Source organism: Lysinibacillus sp. HST-98, assembly GCF_016757845.1.
Lineage (GTDB): Bacteria > Bacillota > Bacilli > Bacillales_A > Planococcaceae > Lysinibacillus > Lysinibacillus capsici.
Genome location: NZ_JAENHX010000007.1, coordinates 135749 through 156845 on the forward strand (window position 1 = coordinate 135749; position 21097 = coordinate 156845).

The window sequence follows — 21097 nt, forward strand, 5'->3', positions numbered from 1 at the left end:
AGTTTAGAAGCTTTATTAGAATGTTAAAACTTTTTTCGCTGTTTCCATTACATCTTTGTAGTTTGGTAACCAAACACCTTCAGCTTGTGGGAATGGGTACACAGTATCTGGTGCAGCCACACGAAGAACAGGAGCCTCTAAGCTTAAAATTGCTCGCTCTGTAATTTCTGCTACTACGTTCGCAGCGATACCTGCTTGTTTTTGAGCTTCTTGGACAACGATTGCACGACCTGTTTTTTCAACTGATGCGATAATTGTTTCCACATCGATTGGTTGAATTGTACGTAAGTCAATTACTTCTACAGAATGTCCTTCTTTTTCAAGTTCTTCTGCAGCCTTTAAGCTTTCATGAACCATTAAACCGTAAGCAACAATTGTTAAATCAGTACCTTCACGTTTTACATCTGCTTTTCCTAGTGGGATTTCGTATGCTTCCTCAGGTACTTCTTCACGGAATGAACGGTATAGTTTTAAATGCTCTAAGAAAATAACTGGGTTGTCATTACGAATAGAAGAAATAAGTAAACCTTTTGCATCATATGGTGTTGATGGTACAACAACAGTTAATCCTGGTTGTGCTGTCATTAAGCTTTCTAAGCTATCTGAGTGCATTTCAGGTGTGTGCACACCACCACCAAACGGTGAACGGATTGTTACTGGAGCATTGTACACGCCACCACTACGGTAGCTCATACGTGCTAGCTGGCCACTGATTGAATCCATAACTTCATAAACGAAACCGAAGAATTGAATTTCAGGAACTGGACGGAATCCTTGAAGAGAAAGGCCAACTGCTAAGCCACCAATACCTGATTCTGCTAATGGTGTATCAAATACGCGGTCAACCCCAAATTCTTTTTGTAGGCCTTCTGTCGCGCGGAATACCCCACCGTTGACACCTACATCTTCCCCGAATACAAGAACGTTTTCATCATTCTTTAATTCTGTGCGAAGTGCATCTGTAATTGCTTGAATCATCGTCATTTGTGCCATAGGTTATTTCGACTCCTTCTCTTTATAGATTTCATACTGTTCGTTTAGATTAGAAGGCATTTCGCCTTTATACATATTTTCCATTAACTCTGTTACTTTTTGTTTTGGAGCAGCATCTGCTTTTTTGATTGCTTCTTTAATTTCTTCTTTCGCTCGCTCAATTACTGCTTCTTCTTTTTTCTCATCCCATATCCCTTTTGCTTCTAGGTATTTACGGAAGCGAACTAGAGGATCTTTTTGAGCCCATTCATTATCTGTATCAGAAGTACGGTAACGAGTTGGGTCATCCCCAGCCATTGTATGAGGACCATAGCGGTAACACATTGTTTCAATTAATGTTGGACCTTCACCATTAACCGCGCGCTCACGAGCATCGCGAGTTGCTACATAAACTGCAAGCGCATCCATTCCATCTACTAAAATACTTGGTAAGCCTGCTGCTACACCTTTTTGTGCAATTGTTTTAGCAGCTGTTTGCAATTCACGAGGTGTTGAGATTGCATATTGGTTATTTTGTACAATGAAGATTGCTGGAGATTTAAATGCACCTGCAAAGTTAATGCCTTCATAGAAGTCTCCCTGAGAAGAACCACCGTCACCTGTATAAGTTACTGCAACAGCTTTTTTCCCGCGTTTTTTAATACCAAGTGCTACCCCAGCAGCTTGAATATATTGTGCACCGATAATAATTTGTGGAGCTAAAACGTTTACACCTTCAGGAACCTGATTCCCCATGAAGTGCCCACGTGAGAATAAAAATGCTTTTTCAAGAGGTAAGCCATGCCATACAATTTGTGGCACATCACGGTAACCTGGTAAAATCCAATCTTCTTGTTCTAATGCAAAGTGAGAAGCAAGTTGTGAAGCTTCTTGACCCGCAGTTGGTGCATAGAAGCCTAAACGTCCTTGACGATTTAATGAGATTGAACGTTGATCTAAAATACGTGTGTAAACCATACGTGTCATTAACTCAACTAGTTCCTCATCTGATAATTTAGGATCTGCCTCTTTATTTATAATTTCGCCTTCTTCATTCAAAATTTGAAACATTTCAAACTTATCTTCGATTTCAGTTAGCGTTTGTTTAGCATCAAAAATATTATTGTTTTTCTTGCTCATTTGTCACATCTCCCTTTCAGCTGTATTAAAATAAATCACCTTTTTAACTAGTACAACTTATTCTTGACACTCAGTATACTGAATAAAATACTGTCGGTCAATCATCTATTACTGCTATATACAAAGATTTTTTCTAGAATAACAATCAAACACCGCTGTCCTATACTGTATTACTAATATTCAAATTCTGTATTACAACACCTTACTCATACCATACAACTCTTACGTTTTCCAACAGGTTTTCCCCTAGTAGAATACCCCATTCTCGAAAATCTAATAGCATTAGAAAAATTTTTTGAGTATATTCAAATAAGGACTTTTTTCATGTGATTGTACGAAAACGTGATGTATACTTATTAGTAAGCACTACAAAGTTGAAAGGAAGATTACTATTATGATTTTAATGGATGATATTATCCGCGAAGGTCATCCGACTTTACGCACAAAAGCAGAGGAAGTTAAATTCCCTTTAACTGAAGAAACAAAAAAGCTTGCTGAGGATATGCTTCAATATTTAATCAACAGCCAAGATCCTGAAATGGCAGAAAAATATAATTTGCGTAGTGGCATAGGTTTGGCTGCCAATCAGGTAAATAGCTTACAGCGCATGTTTGCCCTTCATTTAAAAGATGAGGCTGGTGAACAATTAAGCTTTGTAGCCATAAATCCAAAGATCGTTAGCCATTCTGTTGAAAACACATACCTATCAGCAGGAGAAGGATGTCTTTCTGTTGACCGTAATATTCCTGGGTATGTACCTCGCCATGCACGCATCACAGTAAAATTTAAAACAATTGATGGTGAAGAGAAAAAAATGCGCCTTAAGGGCTTGCCAGCTATCGCCTTTCAGCATGAATTAGATCATCTAAATGGCATTATGTTTTATGACCGTATTAATGAAAAGAATCCATTTGCGGAAATACCAGATTCAATCCCATATGAGCGCGACTAAAAACAACCTCGGCAGTTTATTACTTCTGCCGAGGTTAATTTTTATTTATATTCTAATTGTCTATCCACATTTAACCGAGCATTGATCGTTTCAATTAATGCTGGCAACTCCGCCATTGTTTCAATTGTATAATGAGCGCCAGATTCTTCAAAAACACATTTTGTTTTCGCTATGATTTGATGCTGTTCTTCTGAAGATAGGGCATTGAATTCTTCTTCGGATAGTCCCATTTCTGAGCTTCCAATAATAACGCCAACAGCCCAAACACCTGCATTCAAGGCTTCCTTTATATCTGATGTTGTATCGCCAACCTTCAGAACTTGCTTCGTCGCTTGCGAACCTAATGCCTCCATATTTCTAAAAATCATATATGGATATGGTCGCCCTTTATCACCAACCTGTGTTGGTGTTACAAGAAAATCAGGTTGATAGCCCTTGTCAGCTGCATGTTTTGTCACTACTTCCATCATTGCATCTGTATAGCCAGTTGTAGAGCCTATTCGAATACCTGCATCTCTTAATTGCTGTACTGTTGTTTTCACGTGCTGGATAGGATCTGTATAGGTCGCCAAAGACTCCATTAATTTTGTTTCAAAATGATTATACAATACATGTACATCCTTTTCAGTAAAGGATTGTCCATGTACACGATGCCATTCTGCTTTAATTCTTGGCATTTCTAGCATGGTGCGGATATGATCAATTTTCAGCATCCCCATTGGTTTACGAGCCTCTTCCAGTGTAACTGTCACACCAGCTTCTTCAAAAATTGTTAAAAAAACATTAACAGGGGCAAAACAACCAAAGTCAACTGCTGTGCCTGCCCAGTCCAAAATAACCGTCTCAATTTTCATTGTTTTTCACCACCATATAATTTTCAATGATTTCACACAATGCAAGCATATCTTCCTCATGAATATCACCAATATTGCCAATACGGAATGTATCGATATCCGTCAGCTTACCTGGATAGATAACGAAACCTGCCTTTTTTATTTCCCGATAAAAATGCTCAAAAGAAAACTCTCTATACGGGAATAAAAATGTTGTAATAATTGGTGATTGAAGCTCCTCCGAAATATACGCTTTAAATCCCAGCACTGACAAGCGAGAGCGAAGTAGTTGATTATTATACGCATAGCGTTTGTAGCGGGCATGAATTCCGCCTTCTTCATTTAACTCTTCAAGTGCCTTCGCAAAAGCTGCCACTACATGAGTAGGCGATGTGAAACGCCATTTCCCATCTTGCTTCATTACTTCCCACTGACTATACAAATCTAATGCAACGCTTCGAGCTTGTCCCTTGCATTTTTCGAGCGCTATTGTATTCGCGATAACAAAACCAAAGCCTGGGACACCCTGAATACATTTATTGGCACTACTAATACAAAAATCAATGTGCAAGCTTGATAAATCCATTGGTACGCCTCCAAAGCTACTCATGGCATCCACAATAAACGTTTTGTTGAACGAATGAACAACTTCTCCAATTTCTTTAATAGGATTTAAAATACCAGTAGTCGTCTCACAATGTACGATAGCTACATGAGTAATACTTCTATCTCTTTCAAGGAAGGCTTGAACTTCTAACAAGGATGGCTGTTCATCATAAGGAACACTATAAACAACATGCTGTAACTTTAAGGCTTTGGCCATTTCAACAATTCTTTCACCATAAGCACCATTTGTTAGTATCAGCATCTTATCATTTTCACCAATTACAGTTGTTAGTACAGACTCCACTACAAAGCTTCCACTTCCTTGCATTAGTACTGTAGTGTAATCAGCTTCATCAACTTTTGCTAATTTTAAGAGTTGCTTTCGAATCACTTGTGTCACATTTTTATAATCGTCATCCCATGTACAACGATCTTTTAACATTTCTCGTTTCACCGCTTCAGTTGTTGTCAATGGACCTGGCGTCAATAATTTATAGTTACTCATCTGCTATAACTCCTTATCTCTGTGCTTCTTTAAAGAAGGCTTGGTGTTTTTCTAGTAAATCCACGGTTAAGGTTGTATCCCATTTTTTCAAATAGGCAGGAACGTGCTCGTCCTTTACTTGTTCTCCTTCATATAGGGCTACAGGATATTGCTCTAGAAGACCATCACGAGCCTCTGTGGCAATTACCTTTGCAATTTCTTTCGCTAATACTTCCTCACCTTCTTTATCTACAACAGCTACAGATTCTGTTAAAGTGAAGTTTCCTTCTGTCGGGTCAATATAATCAATCGGCAACCCTTCGTTTTTGGCATCAATAGCTTGGATACGTAAACCAAAGCCAGCAGCAACCTCTCCTGTTTTCACCTTTTTAATAGGGCCAGAGCCTGAACTCTCAATATGTGGTCCTGCATTTTTAATTAGCTCTGCTAAAACTTTTTTCCCTTCCTTTTCACCATATTCCTTTATAATAGCTTGTACGAGAAGCCACCCTGTTGAGGAGTCCATAATGTTTGGGAATGACACTAAATCCTTATAAGCAGGGTCTGTCAAATCTTTAATGGATTTCGGGATAGATAGCCCCTTTTGTTGTAATATCTCTGTATTAATAAAGATAGAGCCTACATTGCCTAAAATCGGTAATGCATACGTAACACTCCCATCAAGAGGCTTTAAGTCTGAAGAAATATCCACAAACATGGATTTTGAGGTTTGTGCACTTTCTATAAAATAAGAAGCCATTGACACAACATCTGCTTCAATATCTGTCCCTTCCGCCATCATTTTGCCACCTAACTCAGAAGTACCATACGACTGGATTAAATACTTACCTTTATAGCCCTTGTCATCCAATGTAGTTTCCATCACTTCAATAGCTTCATCATCAGCATTTGAATAAATGATGACTTGCTCTTTGGAATCTGCTGCTACCCCTCCACATGCAGCTAAAACGACTGCTGCTGCACTTACTGTCCCTAACATCATGCCTGTTGACTTCTTCATTTTATAATCTCCTCCGTTTTTTCTTTATGTGCTGCTATATAATCACAACCTAATTTCACAATGAGGTTTGTACATAAAATGAATATCGATAAAACAAAAATATCGGTGTACTTTGCGAAATGCTGTAGCTCTTTTATCCTTGTCGATACAAGCATTGTCTTTGTGCTGACAAGAAAAATAACACCGCTGACCGTAACCATCGCATTTAAAAAATAGTAGCTAAACATTTGATAAATTGTTGGCCTAATATTCGGTAAAATAATTCGTATCACGGTTTTTAACCACGAATCCTTTAACAACTCAGCTGTCACTTCCCACGTAGGATCCATTTTTTGCAACGAATTTTTCGCCATTAAATAAGGTGTCGTAAAAAAATGGACTATATTACATGCGATAATGATAAGAAAAGTACCCTTTAAAGAACTTCCATTAAAGAAAAATAAGTAGGATAATCCAAGCACCATTCCTGGAACTGTATTTGTCATCATAGAAGTTACATCTAAGCTTTTTCTTCCCTTTAATGGTGTCCTTGTATTAAGAAGCGCCGACATAAATGTTATGCCCACACCGAATATGGCTGTTAGAACCGCTACAATGAGAGAATTGATATAAACCTTCGTTAAATCTTTTTCTGCAAGTACATTTTGAACGTGCTCTAATGTAAAGCTGAAATCGTACGGATAGCCTTTGGTAAAAGGCACAATAAACATGGTTGAAAAAATAATACATACAGCTGTTACACAGAGAATTGAATAAATTGTAAATAGCGCATCTCGTAAACGATGCTTTACAAGTTCACTTTGCCCAACCTGTTTATATTGAAAATTGAAGCGCTCTAAAATCGTTAGCATGACAACACCTAATACAGCAGGTACTAGCATTAACACAGAAATGACTGCTCCACGTTCAAAATGTACAATGGAACCTAACATGGCTTGGTAGAGCTCAGTAGCTATCACCCTGTAATTTCCACCAACCGATGCAGGGATTCCAAAGTCTGTGAAGCTTAAAACAAATGTTAAAATAAATGCCCCGCCAATTGTCCCAAGCATAGGACGATATACGGTATGATAAAAACGACGCATGGGCTGATCATGCATTAATATTGAAACAAGTAAAAAACGTTTATCGATATATTGCATGGAATTTTGCATTAATATAAAAGCAACTGGTAATGTGTATAAGACGTAACCGATCACCAAGCCGTTATACCCATAGATTGTAAAAAGAGGCTGCCCTACTAATTTTGTTAGAATTCCTTGATTACCAAATGTATATATCAATACAAAGCCATAGGTGATGGTTGGCAGTAGCATCGGCAACGTAATTCCAATTTGAACTAGTTTTTTTGTATGGCGATGCATCGTAGTAAAATGAACAGCATAGGCCAACCAAAAGGCTAAAATGGTTGTAATCACTGATGCAACAAAAGAAACTTTAAAACTATTCGTAAAAGCTTCACGAATTTCCATATTCCGTAAAGCTTCTATATAATTTTGAGTGGTCACGACATTACCTATTTTGAATGACTGCCAAAGCATATAAAGCAATGGCACAATTAAAAAGAATAGAAAAAATAGTAGAATCGGTAGAAAAATTAATTTCATTACTTTATTCGTTTTAAGCATAGGTTTCTCCAAACAATTGATAGATGTTATGTCGCTTAATATGAAGCTGCCTTAAGATAAAGTCCTCTACAAATTGATTTTTTGGCGCTGTTACAATTTCATGAGGTGTGCCAAATTGAGCAACTGTACCTTCATTAATAATGATGACTTTATCAGACAAGGTAAGGGCTTCTTCTGGATCATGTGTCACGATAATCGTCGTCAAATTAAATTCACTGGCGATGGATTTAATACGTTCCTTTATAGATTCCTTTATAACGCCATCTAGTGCACTTAGTGGTTCGTCTAATAATAGAATTTTAGGTTGCATCACGAGTGTTCTTGCAATGGAAACGCGTTGTTTTTGCCCACCAGACAATTCATGAATATTCTTTTGCAAATGGGGAGTTAGCTCTAAAAAATCAATGTATTCTTGTATCTCCTCTTTGGACATTTTCACGTTTTTATTTTTTAATCCATAAATGATATTGTCGTATGCATTTAAATGAGGAAATAACGCAAAATCCTGAAACACTATATTAAATCCTCTTTCTTGCATTGATTGCTTGGAAATATCTTGTCCATTGTAGACAAGCTGACCAGCAGTTGGATCTACAAGTCCTAAAATGATATTAAGCAAAGTAGTTTTACCGCAGCCACTCGGCCCTAGCAAAGAAATAATCTCACCTGATTCAATGGTTACGTTGATATCTACTAAAACTTTTTTATTTTTATAGCTTTTTGAGATATTTTTTAGCTCTAACAAATTGGTCACCTCACTCAGTTCTTAGCTTCAGTATAGAGACCATTTGTAAAGGAAAATGCTTATTTGTGTAAATGTTGAGTAAATTCTGACCAACTATTGACAAAGTTATGATCATTTTGAGTAAATATCTAGTAGAGGTGATGAAATGTACATGATAGAAAGGCAACAACTAATTTTGCAGTTTATACGTCAACATAAGGTAGTAAAATTAGTAACACTCACAAAAGAGTTTAACGTTTCGATGGAAACGATCCGTCGCGATGTACAACAGTTGATGCAAGACAAAAAAATTGAAAAATTTTATGGGGGCGTTAAATATATTGAGCCAGTAGAAGGACTAATTGATCAGCGACTTCACGAACAGTTAACAGAGAAAATTGCCATTGCCAAAGCATGTGCTTCGCTCGTTCAAGATGGGGAATGTATTTTCATTGATAGTGGAACAACTACCTATCAAATGACACCCTTTTTATTGGACAAGGAAAAACTAACAGTGGTGACAAATTCTCTACCTGTAGCATTTGATTTAATAGGCTCTAACATTGAGGTTATATTGCTTGGGGGTAAAGTACGTCATTCTGAAAAATCAGTGACCTCGAATGAATTTTTATTTCGCTTCGAGCATCTTAATATCAATAAAGCTTTTATTTGCGCTAGTGGGGTTTCAATTGAAAAAGGCATATCCGATTTTAGCTTGGATGAAGCAATCACTAGAAAGCAAATTATTTCCATCTCTCAAAAAGTCTACGTAGCTACAGATTCCTCAAAATTTAATAAAGATGTAGCGATTCAAGTTTGTCCAGTGAATGACGTGGATGTCATTATCACAGATGACGCACTATCCAAAAAGACGATTCAACATTTTTCAGAAAAAGGTGTTCAAATAAAAACCGTCAATACGGCATAGACCATTAATCAAAAAACAACTAGTTGGAAATTTCCAACTAGTTGTTTTTCATTTTTATATAATAGATAGCTTACGCATTATTTTCGAGAGCCCATCCTCGTCTACATGGTCTGCAATATGATGAGCGACTGCCTTCACTCGATCATGGCCATTCCCCATAGCAACACTTGTCCCAACTGCCTGTAGCATTTCGATATCATTTATGCCATCGCCAAAAGCAAAGGCATCTTGTAAAGTGATGCCCATTTTTTCAAGCACCTTTTCAATACCAGCAGCCTTCGAACCTCCTTTTGGCAAAATATCGCAAGAATAACGATGCCAACGTACAAATTGAACATTTGGGAAGGTTTCATTATATAAAGGTTCATCTTTTTCTTCCATAAAAATAAGTGTTTGATATACATTGTTCTGCATATAATAAGATGAGTCTAATTCTGGATACGGATATTTAAGAGTATCTAAGCTTTCAGCTACCATACGATGATCGCCAACTGAGGCAATCATCCGTTTATCATCTAAAAACACTACAGGTTCGTTACGCGCCTCACCAAAGGCAATAATTTTAGTTAGTTCATCTTTCGCAATCCCATTTGTATAGATAACCTCACCTTTATAGACAACATATTGACCATTGAAGGTAACATAGGTATCAATCTCTAATTCTTCTAGTAATGACTCGATCATAAATGGTGCTCGACCAGTAGCAATCGCCAATTCATAACCATTACGTCGTGCTGTCAAAAGTGCCTCTTTTGCAGATGAAGGTAACTTTTTTTCACTGTTATAAAGAGTACCATCGACATCAAAAAATAAAATTTTGTTCATTCTATTAACCCTTTCCATAAATATTATCCTTTCAAGCTAAATTACTTTACATAGATAATAATTTTAATTATAATGATCCTAAGGAGTGATGTGCCATGCTTAAGAAACTCAAACGGAAATTGTTGAAGCAACTTCGTGGCGTACTCGGAAAAAAATCAATTGCCTAACATTTGCCCTTCATTATTTGAAGGGCTTTTCTTTATTTTAGAGGAAGTGCGTGATAATATAAAGGAAATGCATTTATTTGGCTATACGCAACCACTGTCTCACTACTTCCTATACAATTTTATAACATAGTGCACATCTGAAGTATTGAGATACAAGTATTACAAACGTACATTTCTTCAATAAAAGAAATTCGTTGTTTTCTTGTAGCACGTGTGTGGTAGTAGTCAAAGGTGCAAGAAAATTGTACGCAATTAAAGGAGAGCAAACTATGATTTACAAAGTTTATTATCAAGAAAATGCAAATGAGATTCCAGTTCGCGAAAATACTAAAAGTCTATACCTAGAAGCTACTTCAGAACGTGAAGTACGTGAAAAGCTAAAAGACCGAAACTACAACATCGAGTTCATTCAACTGCTTGAGGGTAACTACTTAGAGTACGAACAAGCAAGCCCGAACTTCGTCTTGGAGGAAATTTAACAAACATGAAGTTTGTTAAAAATGACCAAGCAGCTGTTTTCGCGCTCGGCGGACTGGGCGAAATCGGCAAAAACACTTATGGCGTTCAATTTCAAGATGAAATTATCTTAATTGACGCCGGTATTAAATTTCCAGAAGACGACTTACTCGGCATTGACTATGTTATTCCTGATTACACGTACTTAGTACGTAATGTCGATAAAATCAAAGGACTGTTTATTACCCATGGACATGAGGATCATATTGGGGGTATTCCATACCTTTTACGTCAAGTAAATATTCCTGTCTATGGCGGTAAGCTCGCACTTGGCTTATTACGTAATAAATTAGAAGAACATGGCTTGCTACGTACAACAAAACTCATTGAAATTAAGGAAGAGGATGTTATTAAATTCAGAAAAACATCTGTTAGCTTCTTTAGAACAACACATAGTATTCCTGATGCTTATGGAATTGTTGTTAAAACACCACCTGGTAATATTGTTCACACAGGTGACTTTAAATTTGACTTTACACCAGTGGGTGAACCAGCCAACCTAACAAAGATGGCTGAAATTGGACGTGATGGCGTGCTTTGCTTACTATCTGATAGTACTAACGCTGAAAAGCCTAATTTCACAATGTCAGAGCGCACAGTTGGAAAAAGTATTGATGAGATTTTCCGTAAGGTGGATAGCCGTATTATTTTTGCTACCTTTGCATCAAATATTCACCGTTTACAGCAAGCCACAGACGCAGCCGTGAAATATGGAAGAAAGATTGCTGTCTTTGGTCGCTCAATGGACAATGCTATTACGATTGGTCGTGAGCTAGGTTACATTACTGCTCCAAAGGATACATTTATTGATGCTCAAAGCATTAATCGACTTCCTGCAAACGAAGTTATGATTTTATGTACAGGCTCTCAAGGTGAACCAATGGCTGCCTTATCACGTATTGCCAATGGGACACACCGTCAGATTCAAATACAGCCTGGCGATACAGTTATCTTTTCTTCTTCGCCTGTACCAGGCAATACCGTGAGTGTTAATAAAATCATTAATTTATTGTTCCGTGCAGGTGCAGAAGTCATTCATGGCGCATTAAACAATATTCATACATCCGGTCACGGATCTCAAGAAGAACAAAAACTGATGCTTCGCTTAATGAAGCCTAAGTTCTTTATGCCTATCCATGGTGAATTCCGTATGTTAAAAATGCATACACATCTAGCTGAAGATTGCGATGTCCCACTAGACAATACATTTGTTATGGAAAATGGTGATGTTCTAGCACTAAGTGCCAATGAAGCACATGTAGCTGGCCGTATTCCTTCAGGAGATGTTTACATTGATGGCAATGGTATTGGCGATATCGGTAATATCGTGTTACGCGATCGTCGTATTCTTTCTGAAGAAGGTCTTGTAATTGTAGTTGTAAGTGTTGATATGGAAAACCAAAAAATTGTTTCTGGTCCTGACATTATCTCACGTGGATTTGTCTATATGCGTGAATCAGGTACGATGATCAATGAGGCACAAAAAATGCTAAACCGTCATCTGAATGAAACAATTCAAAGCAAAACTCCTCAATGGACAGAATTGAAAAATGAAATTACAGACGTTTTGGGACCTTATCTATTCGAAAAAACAAAACGTCGACCAATGATCTTACCGATTATTATGGAGGTTTAACCTCGTAAAAAGAAACTATGTAAAATTTACATAGTTTCTTTTTTATTTTTGAAACCTCCTTTTTATTTTTGCGTATATAGTAATAACAACATCAAAAAGGAGCGTTTTTATGCTAGATAAAATTCTTCATTCCTTATTCAATAGTAAATCCAAACGCCATTATTCTTCCTCAAGTAGCCGTAGTAGATATTCAAAACGACATAATTATTATGGTCACAAGCATTATAAGCGCAGCTCTCGTAAAAGCTCACGCAGTTTTTTCAGCTCTATGAGTTTTTTTAGTAGCTAATGTGGTGGAAACGACTTTCCGAAAAAAGTTTTGACCAGGCTGTTGAACTTTACATAGCCGAACATCCCAATTTTTCTTTTAAAAAATTTCTTGGCTATGGCTCATATGGTCGTACGTATTTAATTGAAGATTGCTCTTCAGCAAGTCTATTTGTTTTAAAATGCTTGCGACCCAAACATCGTCATCACCAGAAAACCATTCACAAATTTCAACAAGAAATTCACATACTCCAGCAACTTTCACTACCCTATGTTCCTACCATCCATTCAGTAGGAACAATTTCAAACAGCCCATTTTTTATCATGGATTATGTCAATGGGCAAACTTTTGAGCAGCTTATTTTTCAGAATGGTGCCAAATTTACAATCGCTCAATCCCTTGCTATTACAAAGCAGCTATTAGAACAAATTGTACAGTTACACAATTATGGTATTGTACATCGCGATTTACGTATTCCGAATATATTGTTAGTGGGTCAACAATTGCATATTATTGACTTTGGTCTAGCTACCACTTATCAAAAGCAAATCGATATCTCTACGATCGAAAATCCAAAACGTGCTGAAAATCATATTAGTGACCTTTATTTTGTCGGCCATTTTTTATTATTTTTACTATACTCAGACTACAAGCCAAGTAAGAAAAAAGAGAAAGCTTGGCAGCAGGAATTAAAATTACCTATCGAAGTCCAAGATTTTCTTGAGCGCTTATTATGGATTCAAGAACCCTTCGCAAGTGCTTTAGAGGCCTTGCAATCTATGCCCCCATTCATAGATAAAACCATAAAATAATAGAATTGTTCACCGCCAAATGTGAACAATTCTATTCTAGGGTTCAAATATTAAAGTATTTTGCAGTTACATATGCAATCCAATGATACGCTGGGTCTAAACGTAGATTTTCAATTAGCCCTTTAATGATTGCTTTGCCATAAGTAGGATTTTCTATTTCTTGCTTTAACAACTCAATGGATTCTTTTTCTATAGAATCCTCAGTATGATTTATATTTTGCTCCAATAATTGTAGTAAAGCATCTTTTGACACGTCTTGCTCACACGGCTTTGCAATAAACGGCACAAGATCTGCTGTAATAAATGGAATGGTTGTATGATGGGCAATAATATCTGTTTTTTCTGCTAAAGATTTAGCTAATTGCTCTAAATCAAGTGGCATATCTGAAAAAATAAAAAGCTCAGCATAGCTCTTCATAAATCCTTTTATGCAATACATTACATCATATTTCGTTTCTTGTAATTGATCCTGATAAAGCTGCTCCAGCATATAGAGAATTGATTTCGACATTTCTGCTTCATACGCTGTTATTTTATGAAAGAGCTCTTTTTTTGTTAAAAAGACCTTTTCATTAAAGAATACACGTGCGGATGCAGAATGGTCTTTGAATGCTTGAAAAATACTTTTATAAAATTCAACCAAAACAGTTTCTTTGTTATACGCTCCTCTGACTACTTGGTCAACATCTGTGATAAACTGCTGTAAATAGTAATCAACCATAGATATAACAAGCTCATCTTTGGTTTTGAAGGATAAATAAAATGCACCTTTAGAAATCCCACAGCGTTCTGTAATTTGTTGTACTGACGTAGCTTCAAAACCCTGTTCAGAAAATAGTTCTAACGCTTTCTCCATAATTAATTGCTTTTTTAACATATTTTTAACTCTCTCCTAATGCATTTCGTTGACAAATGACCGATTAGTCATTAGTATAAATAATTGAATTTAGATAGTCAATAAAGGGTAGGTGTGAAGGTGAAAGGTTTAGTTAATTTCGTATTAAAGAACAAATTGGCAGTGTGGTTATTAACAATTATCATCACTGTCTCTGGTATTTATTCGGGTACAAGGATGAAAATGGAATCGATACCCGATATTTCGATTCCGTATTTAATTGTCATGGGTGTATATCCTGGCGCAACGCCTGAACAAGTCATGAATGATCTGTCCATTCCGTTCGAAAAATCCATAGAAAGTTTAGAAGATGTGAAGGCTGTTTACTCAACATCCTCTTCCAACGTAGCACAAGTTCAAGTGGAATACGACTATGGAATTGATATGGATGAGAAAAAACGACAATTAGAAGCAGCTTTAGATAATCTTAAACTACCTGAAGGTGCTCAAGAGCCTACTATTATGGCAATCAGCATGAACATGATGCCTGTAGTCGCTTTATCTGTAAGTAGCTCTAAGGAAGATATTGTTGATTTAACTTCAACAGTTGAAGATGTTTTACTGCCTAAAATCGAAAAAATTGATGGTGTGGCATCCGCTACCATCACAGGTCAGCATATTGAACAAGTATCGTTTAAATATGATGAAGAAAAAATGGCAGCACTTGGTTTAACAGAGGATACTGTTAAACAAATGATTCAGGCAAGTGATATGTCACTGTCACTTGGTTTATATCAATTTACTGTCGGGGAACAAGCAGTTTCAGTAGACGGTAAGGTAAAATCAGTGGATGAACTAAAAGACTTATTAATTCCAGTTACACCTTCAGCTACAAATCCTTCACCTTTCGTTCGTCTAGGTGATATTGCAAAAATTGAAGTAGAAGGTAAAGTGCAATCTGTTTCACGTACAAATGGTCAAGATGCCATTGCTATTCAAATCGTAAAAGGCCAAGATGCTAATACGGTGACAGTTGTTAATGCCGTAAAAGACCTTATGAAGGATGAGGAAAAACGATTAGACGGCTTAAACGTAGAGATCTCTCTTGACCAAGGTGCCCCAATTGAAGATTCTGTATTTACAATGATCGAAAAAGCAGTCTTTGGTGGCGCAATTGCCGTATTAATCATTTTACTATTCTTACGTGATTTCAAATCAACGATTATCTCAATTATTTCTATCCCAGTTTCTATCTTCATGGCATTACTCCTATTAAACTGGATGGATATCACATTAAACATCATGACCCTCGGCGCGATTACCGTCGCAATCGGTCGTGTTATCGATGACTCAATCGTAGTTGTAGAAAATATTTACCGACGAATTCACTTAAAACAAGAAAAACTTACAGGTCGTGCCCTAATTCGTGAAGCAACAATTGAAATGTTCAAACCAATTCTTTCTTCAACATTGGTAACGGTCGCTGTATTCGCTCCTCTTATTTTCGTAGGTGGTATGGTAGGCGAATTATTCATGCCATTTGCCCTTACAATGACATTTGCATTAGGTGCATCATTATTAGTTGCAATCACAATTGTACCTGCTTTATCTCACTTCTTATTCCGTAAAAAGTTATACGGTGAGAAGACTGAAAGCCAACATAAAGAAGTTGGTAAACTTGCTACATGGTACAAAGGTGTCTTAGAAAAAGTATTAAATCACAAAATTATTACATCTGTCCTTGCGATTCTTTTACTTGTTGGTTCTCTTGCATTAACACCACTTATTGGTTTTAGTTTTATGGGCTCACAAGAAGAAAAAGTAATGTACTTAACGTATACGCCTGCAACGGGAGAGCTGGCTGACGAAACGGCAGCTAATGTTGAAAAAGTAGAAAAAGAATTAATGAAACGTAAAGATGTTGATATTTTACAAGTTTCCATTACAGATGCGAAGAATGTCGATCCATCAGCAATGATGATGGGTGGAGGTGCTGGCGGTGCATTAATGTACCTTATCTTTGATCCGGATATGGAAGACTTCCCTAAAGCTCGTGAAGAGGTTGAAGACTATGTATTTAACATCGGGCAATCAGGAGAATGGAAGTCTCAAAACTTCACTTCTATGTCGATGTCATCAAACGAAGTCAGCTATACACTGTATAGTGATGATTTAGATAAACTGCGAGATGCTGTGAAACAAGTAGAGGGCGCTCTAAAAGAAGTGGATGGCTTAGAAGATATTAAATCTGATAATGAAGATCCATATGTTGAGCATGTGCTAAAAGTTGAACAAAAAAATGTCCTTCAATACGGGCTAACAACAGCCCAAATCGTGATGGCATTAAATTCAAATACATCACAAGAAGTATTAACTACCGTGAAAAACGATGGTAAAGATATCGATGTTATCGTTCAACGCGATGCTAAAGCAGCTGCGACTTCACTTGATGATGTCTTAGCCACTGAAATTAAAACAGCATTGGGTACAACAATGACTATCGGAGAACTAGTAGATGTTGAGGAAGGTACAACACTTAACTCATTATCTCGTTCAAAAGGTGAATATTTCGCAACAGTATCTGGTACGATTATCGGTGACGATATTTCAAAAGCCACTACTGTTGCTGATAAAAAAATTGATAAATTAGATTTACAAAAAGGTGTAACACTTGGTGTTGCTGGTGTTGCTGCAGATATGCAAGAAACATTCACTAAGCTTGGTATTGCGATGTTAGCAGCCATTGCCATTGTTTACTTCATTCTAGTGGTAACATTCGGAGAAGGTTTAGCTCCATTCGCTATTCTTTTCTCACTACCATTCGCAGTAATTGGTGCATTCATTGGTTTATTCGTTACAGGGCAAACTATTTCTGTATCTGTCATGATGGGTCTATTGATGTTGATTGGTATCGTCGTAACAAATGCCATCGTATTAGTTGACCGTATCATTCATATGGAACATGATGGTCTTGCCATGCGTGAGGCGATCCTTGAAGCAGGAGCAACACGTTTACGTCCTATCCTGATGACAGCCATCGCTACAATTGGTGCTATGATACCAATGGCACTTGGTACTGGCGGTAGTGGATTAATTTCAAAAGACTTAGCTATTACTGTAATTGGCGGTTTATTATCTTCTACCCTATTAACACTCGTTGTTGTACCAATTGTTTATGAAATGCTATCTAAAATGTTAAAGAAAAACCGTAAAGATATTGAAGAAAATTAATAACAAAACAACCACTCATGCAATCTTTGCATGAGTGGTTGTTTTGTTTTCTAAGCTTTTTATTGATTTTCTATTACTACAAAAACTTCCTTGCTTTCCACACCTGTATTTGATACGGCCTTAATGCCATATGTATAGCTATGCTTAGCAAGAGCTGACTTGTCCACAAATTTAGTGAGGCCATCCATATTATAAACAACATCCACTATATTTCGAGGGTCATCATAAGAGCCTTCTTTGTTTCCTGAAAAACGATAAATGACATACTTGCGTGGTTGTCTTTCATTTTCGTCTATAATCTCTATCTTGCGACCTGCCGCTTCCTTTGTCACTTGCACAAAAGTCGGCACGTTCGGCACTGTGTCATCATCCCAAATTGTTTCTGGTGTCAGTGCTGTGTAATTATATAATTGTTGACTAACAATCGTTGCATAGCCTAGTTTATTGTTTTGAAAGCTTCTTAAGGAGAAATGTATTTGCCCCTCAGCCGCTACCTTTTCCGAACGATTCGCTAGTATTTGACTTGGTAGCTCCATTTTATTTTTCCATGCTGCATCACTATCATTACCAACTTTGTAATCAGCAAGCCCAATGTATAGATGCACAGGGTGTGTTGTTGCGTAGGTTTGCACTTCATGGCTCCACCAATCTAGCAGCGTTCCATATTTCGCAACAGATAATGTTCTTGACCAATAAATTTGTGGTGTAATGTAATCAATTGTGCCATTTTGAATCCATGTTCTGACGTCTGCATATAAATCATCGTAATTATTAACACCAGCCCTTGTATCGCTTCCTGTTTTATCTAGCGATTTATTGCGCCATACACCAAATGGTGAAATACCAAATTGAACATATGGCTTTGTGTCTTTAATGGCCGTGTAAAGATTTTCTACAAGACGGTTGACATTATCTCGTCGCCAATCCTCCACCTTTTTAAAGGAAGCACCATAATTTTTAAAAGTTGCTTGATCTGGAAAAACTTCATTAGCAATTTTATATGGATAAAAATAATCATCCATATGCACTGCGTCAATATCATAATTGGCTACTATCTCTCTTACTACTTCAACTAAATAGTCTTGTACTTCTGGTAAACCAGGATTTAAATAATATTGCTTACCGTATTTGATAACCCAGTTTGGATGTGTTCTAGCCACATTATCAGCAGCAAGGTCTGTCAGTTTTTGTCCAGACATTGTTACACGATAAGGATTCATCCATGCATGCAGCTCCATACCCCGTTTATGACTTTCCTCTATCATGATCGCAAGAGGATCGTAGCCTGGATTCGTGCCTTGCTTTTTGCCTGTTATGTAAGATGACCATGGCGCTAGATCAGAGACATACATTGTATCATTTGTTGGTCTTACTTGATAAATAACCGTATTGAATTTATTGGCTTTTAGTTGATCCAAAGTTTGGCGTGTCCAAGCCGTGTACTGCTCCTTCGTCATACCTGCTTTCATATCAAGATTAAGAACGGTTGAAATCCAGACAGCCCTCATCTCCCTTTTTGGCTGTGTCGTGCTTGCCATGGCAGGCTTTGTAGGGATTGTCGATAGGCATAACACAAAAATCATTGCGACTAAAGTTAAGATCTTCCATTTACTATTTTTCTTTCTCATATTTCCTCCATTTGCTATTTTTCTATTTTAGTATATGACAAGTACTCGCTATATGCACGTCTCTGAAGCAACTTTATCGCGATCAATGCAAGTAGATAATAAGTTTCACGTCTAACAAACGTTCACGTTAGTTTCAAAATATGAATACTAACCCTAAAAAACTACTGTCAAGGCGATAAGATGAATAGTACTTTTCCTTTAGATTGATTTTACAATTTCCATATTTTTAAATTCAACCTAATTTTTGCTTAATTCATTCTTTACGCATAGATGAACTTTATGCTACAATCAACACAACTTATATAGAACGGAGGGTATTCCAAATGACAGCTTCAATTAGACTACGATTTCACCTTACTAATTAAATATGTGTACACTTTGCCTGCTGTGCAAGGGAAATGGAATTAGGTCTAGTCTGTTTTAGGAATACTGGAAAAGAGGGGACTTCTACTCCCCTCTTTTTTTGTGTTGTCTTTTACTTTCCACACAGGCACTTCTGTTAGAAAGGGATGACGAAATTGGAACAATGGAAACGGAATACAATACTTTTTTTAAGTAGTCAAACGATTTCACTTTTTGGCTCTGCTCTTGTGCAATATGCCATTACATGGTACATCACACTTACAACACAATCAGGCAGCATGATGACCATCTCGATCATTTGCGGCTTTTTACCAACCTTCTTTTTAGCACCTATTGCTGGTGTGTGGGCAGATCGCTATAACCGTAAATGGCTTATTATTTTAGCAGATGGAATGATTGCCTTATCTACCCTAATTTTAGCTATTTTATTTTTAATCGGCTATGATGAGCTCTGGCTACTATTTGTTATATCAGCCGTACGTGCAGTTGGTGCAGGTATTCAAACACCAGCAGTAGGCGCAATTTTGCCACAATTTGTGCCTGAAGAGCATTTAATGAAGGTCAATGGTGCAAATAGCAGTATTCAAGCTTTCATCATGATTCTTGCACCTATGGCAAGTGGTGCATTATTAACAATGGCTTCTATTGAATCCATTTTCTTTATTGATGTGACAACAGCGGCTATTGCCATTGCTATCTTCTTATTATTTCTGCATATCCCGGCACATGCAAAAGCTAATCAGCCACAAACAACAGGCTATTTTAGTGATATGAAACAAGGCTTCATCTATATTAAAGAGCATGCTTTCTTGAAACAATTATTCTTGTTCTTTGCCTTTTTCATGCTGCTTGCTGCACCTGCTGCCTTTTTAACGCCTTTACAAGTTACACGAACTTTTGGCAATGATGTATGGCGTTTGACTGCCATCGAAATGGCCTTTGCCATTGGGATGTTAATCGGTGGTATCGCAATCGCAACATGGGGTGGCTTTAAAAATAAAGTGCATACGATGACATTATCGGCTTTATTATTTGGTCTTTGTACAATGGCTCTCGGCGTCATTCCTATTTTTTGGCTGTATCTCGGAATCATGGCCATTACTGGCATAGCCATGCCAATCTTTAATACACCTGCAACGGTGTTATTACAAGAAAAAGTGGAAAGTGACTATATGGGAAGAGTATTTGGCATTCTTAGTATGATATCTACCTCTATGATGCCTTTAGGTATGCTAATTTTTGGGCCAATAGCTGATATTATTGCTATTGAGTGGCTACTCATCTGTACAGGATTATTACTCTTCATCCAAGGATTTTTCCTTCTGGGCAGTAAAGTCTTATTAAAAGCTGGTAAACCTACTGCTGAGCCTATGGATGTTGAAACGCTAGAAAAAAGTGAAGACTTCGTATAAGAGATGATTGCTGTTGATAAAAATAATTAAAACTTAGCTTTTATATTTTAGACGCTAAAAAGCCCTGCTTTATGCAGGGCTTTTTCGTCTCTATCCATTTCTATAGAATAATTCTT

General features: G+C 37.1%; 17 protein-coding genes. 7 read left to right on the forward strand and 10 right to left on the reverse strand.

Features of this window, described 5'->3' with window-relative positions; genetic code table 11:
• Positions 1-15: 15 nt before the first annotated feature.
• Entirely contained in the window at positions 16-993 is a 978-nt protein-coding gene (locus JIN86_RS16295) for an alpha-ketoacid dehydrogenase subunit beta (RefSeq protein ID WP_004224734.1), read from the reverse strand.
• A 3-nt stretch (positions 994-996) separates the two neighbouring features.
• Positions 997-2112, reverse strand: a complete 1116-nt coding sequence (pdhA, locus tag JIN86_RS16300) for a pyruvate dehydrogenase (acetyl-transferring) E1 component subunit alpha (protein WP_202342387.1) — start codon at positions 2110-2112, stop codon at positions 997-999.
• Between the two features lie 394 nt (positions 2113-2506).
• On the opposite strand from pdhA, the gene def reads away from it, so the two are divergent.
• On the forward strand, positions 2507-3064 hold the full coding sequence (gene def / locus JIN86_RS16305) for a peptide deformylase (RefSeq protein ID WP_004224729.1): 558 nt from the start codon (positions 2507-2509) through the stop codon (positions 3062-3064).
• Between the two features lie 41 nt (positions 3065-3105).
• Here def and phnX read toward each other — a convergent pair whose 3' ends face one another.
• From phnX to JIN86_RS16330, 5 genes are read right to left on the reverse strand one after another with little or no spacing between them, the layout of a single operon-like run.
• Entirely contained in the window at positions 3106-3918 is an 813-nt protein-coding gene (gene phnX, locus JIN86_RS16310) for a phosphonoacetaldehyde hydrolase (protein ID WP_202342388.1), read from the reverse strand.
• Positions 3908-5008 (reverse strand): 2-aminoethylphosphonate--pyruvate transaminase, encoded by a 1101-nt coding sequence (phnW, locus tag JIN86_RS16315; RefSeq protein ID WP_202342389.1) that lies wholly within the window; start codon positions 5006-5008, stop codon positions 3908-3910. Before phnW ends, phnX begins: the two co-directional genes overlap by 11 nt.
• Positions 5009-5021: 13 nt before the next feature.
• On the reverse strand, positions 5022-6008 hold the full coding sequence (locus JIN86_RS16320) for an extracellular solute-binding protein (RefSeq protein ID WP_004224719.1): 987 nt from the start codon (positions 6006-6008) through the stop codon (positions 5022-5024).
• Positions 6005-7636, reverse strand: coding sequence for an ABC transporter permease subunit (locus tag JIN86_RS16325; protein ID WP_004224718.1), 1632 nt, complete (start codon positions 7634-7636; stop codon positions 6005-6007). Before JIN86_RS16325 ends, JIN86_RS16320 begins: the two co-directional genes overlap by 4 nt.
• Positions 7629-8381 (reverse strand): ABC transporter ATP-binding protein, encoded by a 753-nt coding sequence (locus tag JIN86_RS16330; RefSeq protein WP_004224716.1) that lies wholly within the window; start codon positions 8379-8381, stop codon positions 7629-7631. The genes JIN86_RS16325 and JIN86_RS16330 overlap by 8 nt, the downstream gene beginning before the upstream one ends.
• A 151-nt stretch (positions 8382-8532) precedes the next feature.
• Here JIN86_RS16330 and JIN86_RS16335 point away from each other — a divergent pair, with 151 nt between their 5' ends.
• Positions 8533-9288, forward strand: a complete 756-nt coding sequence (locus JIN86_RS16335; protein ID WP_004224714.1) for a DeoR/GlpR family DNA-binding transcription regulator — start codon at positions 8533-8535, stop codon at positions 9286-9288.
• 54 nt (positions 9289-9342) lie between these two features.
• On the opposite strand, the gene JIN86_RS16340 is transcribed toward JIN86_RS16335, so the two are convergent.
• Entirely contained in the window at positions 9343-10113 is a 771-nt protein-coding gene (locus tag JIN86_RS16340; RefSeq protein WP_004224713.1) for a Cof-type HAD-IIB family hydrolase, read from the reverse strand.
• Positions 10114-10549: 436 nt separating this feature from the next.
• Here JIN86_RS16340 and JIN86_RS16345 point away from each other — a divergent pair, with 436 nt between their 5' ends.
• From JIN86_RS16345 to JIN86_RS16355, 3 genes are all read left to right on the forward strand, one after another.
• Positions 10550-10759, forward strand: a complete 210-nt coding sequence (locus JIN86_RS16345) for a DNA-dependent RNA polymerase subunit epsilon (RefSeq protein ID WP_004224712.1) — start codon at positions 10550-10552, stop codon at positions 10757-10759.
• A 5-nt stretch (positions 10760-10764) separates the two neighbouring features.
• Positions 10765-12432 carry a ribonuclease J1 gene (gene rnjA, locus JIN86_RS16350; protein WP_004224711.1) on the forward strand — a complete coding sequence of 556 codons (1668 nt, stop codon included), beginning with the start codon at positions 10765-10767 and terminating at the stop codon, positions 12430-12432.
• A 288-nt stretch (positions 12433-12720) separates the two neighbouring features.
• Positions 12721-13512, forward strand: coding sequence for a protein kinase domain-containing protein (locus JIN86_RS16355; RefSeq protein ID WP_202342390.1), 792 nt, complete (start codon positions 12721-12723; stop codon positions 13510-13512).
• Between the two features lie 43 nt (positions 13513-13555).
• On the opposite strand, the gene JIN86_RS16360 is transcribed toward JIN86_RS16355, so the two are convergent.
• Positions 13556-14389 (reverse strand): TetR/AcrR family transcriptional regulator, encoded by an 834-nt coding sequence (locus tag JIN86_RS16360; RefSeq protein ID WP_202342391.1) that lies wholly within the window; start codon positions 14387-14389, stop codon positions 13556-13558.
• Between the two features lie 99 nt (positions 14390-14488).
• Between JIN86_RS16360 and JIN86_RS16365 the strand changes: the two genes are divergently transcribed.
• Positions 14489-17578 carry an efflux RND transporter permease subunit gene (locus JIN86_RS16365; RefSeq protein WP_202342392.1) on the forward strand — a complete coding sequence of 1030 codons (3090 nt, stop codon included), beginning with the start codon at positions 14489-14491 and terminating at the stop codon, positions 17576-17578.
• Between the two features lie 59 nt (positions 17579-17637).
• Here the strand turns inward: JIN86_RS16365 and JIN86_RS16370 are convergent, their stop codons facing one another.
• Positions 17638-19206, reverse strand: coding sequence for a glycoside hydrolase family 10-like protein (locus JIN86_RS16370; protein ID WP_202342393.1), 1569 nt, complete (start codon positions 19204-19206; stop codon positions 17638-17640).
• Between the two features lie 509 nt (positions 19207-19715).
• Here JIN86_RS16370 and JIN86_RS16375 point away from each other — a divergent pair.
• Positions 19716-20981 carry an MFS transporter gene (locus JIN86_RS16375; protein ID WP_202342394.1) on the forward strand — a complete coding sequence of 422 codons (1266 nt, stop codon included), beginning with the start codon at positions 19716-19718 and terminating at the stop codon, positions 20979-20981.
• Positions 20982-21097: the final 116 nt, after the last annotated feature.

Bases quoted from the DNA above. Each gene is read 5' to 3' on its own strand.
- JIN86_RS16295 (WP_004224734.1), bottom strand. From the start codon at position 993: ATGGCACAAATGACGATGATTCAAGCAATTACAGATGCACTTCGCACA.
- pdhA (WP_202342387.1), bottom strand. From the start codon at position 2,112: ATGAGCAAGAAAAACAATAATATTTTTGATGCTAAACAAACGCTAACT.
- def (WP_004224729.1), top strand. From the start codon at position 2,507: ATGATTTTAATGGATGATATTATCCGCGAAGGTCATCCGACTTTACGC.
- phnX (WP_202342388.1), bottom strand. From the start codon at position 3,918: ATGAAAATTGAGACGGTTATTTTGGACTGGGCAGGCACAGCAGTTGAC.
- phnW (WP_202342389.1), bottom strand. From the start codon at position 5,008: ATGAGTAACTATAAATTATTGACGCCAGGTCCATTGACAACAACTGAA.
- JIN86_RS16320 (WP_004224719.1), bottom strand. From the start codon at position 6,008: ATGAAGAAGTCAACAGGCATGATGTTAGGGACAGTAAGTGCAGCAGCA.
- JIN86_RS16325 (WP_004224718.1), bottom strand. From the start codon at position 7,636: ATGCTTAAAACGAATAAAGTAATGAAATTAATTTTTCTACCGATTCTA.
- JIN86_RS16335 (WP_004224714.1), top strand. From the start codon at position 8,533: ATGATAGAAAGGCAACAACTAATTTTGCAGTTTATACGTCAACATAAG.
- JIN86_RS16340 (WP_004224713.1), bottom strand. From the start codon at position 10,113: ATGAACAAAATTTTATTTTTTGATGTCGATGGTACTCTTTATAACAGT.
- JIN86_RS16345 (WP_004224712.1), top strand. From the start codon at position 10,550: ATGATTTACAAAGTTTATTATCAAGAAAATGCAAATGAGATTCCAGTT.
- rnjA (WP_004224711.1), top strand. From the start codon at position 10,765: ATGAAGTTTGTTAAAAATGACCAAGCAGCTGTTTTCGCGCTCGGCGGA.
- JIN86_RS16355 (WP_202342390.1), top strand. From the start codon at position 12,721: ATGTGGTGGAAACGACTTTCCGAAAAAAGTTTTGACCAGGCTGTTGAA.
- JIN86_RS16360 (WP_202342391.1), bottom strand. From the start codon at position 14,389: ATGTTAAAAAAGCAATTAATTATGGAGAAAGCGTTAGAACTATTTTCT.
- JIN86_RS16370 (WP_202342393.1), bottom strand. From the start codon at position 19,206: ATGAGAAAGAAAAATAGTAAATGGAAGATCTTAACTTTAGTCGCAATG.
- JIN86_RS16375 (WP_202342394.1), top strand. From the start codon at position 19,716: ATGACGAAATTGGAACAATGGAAACGGAATACAATACTTTTTTTAAGT.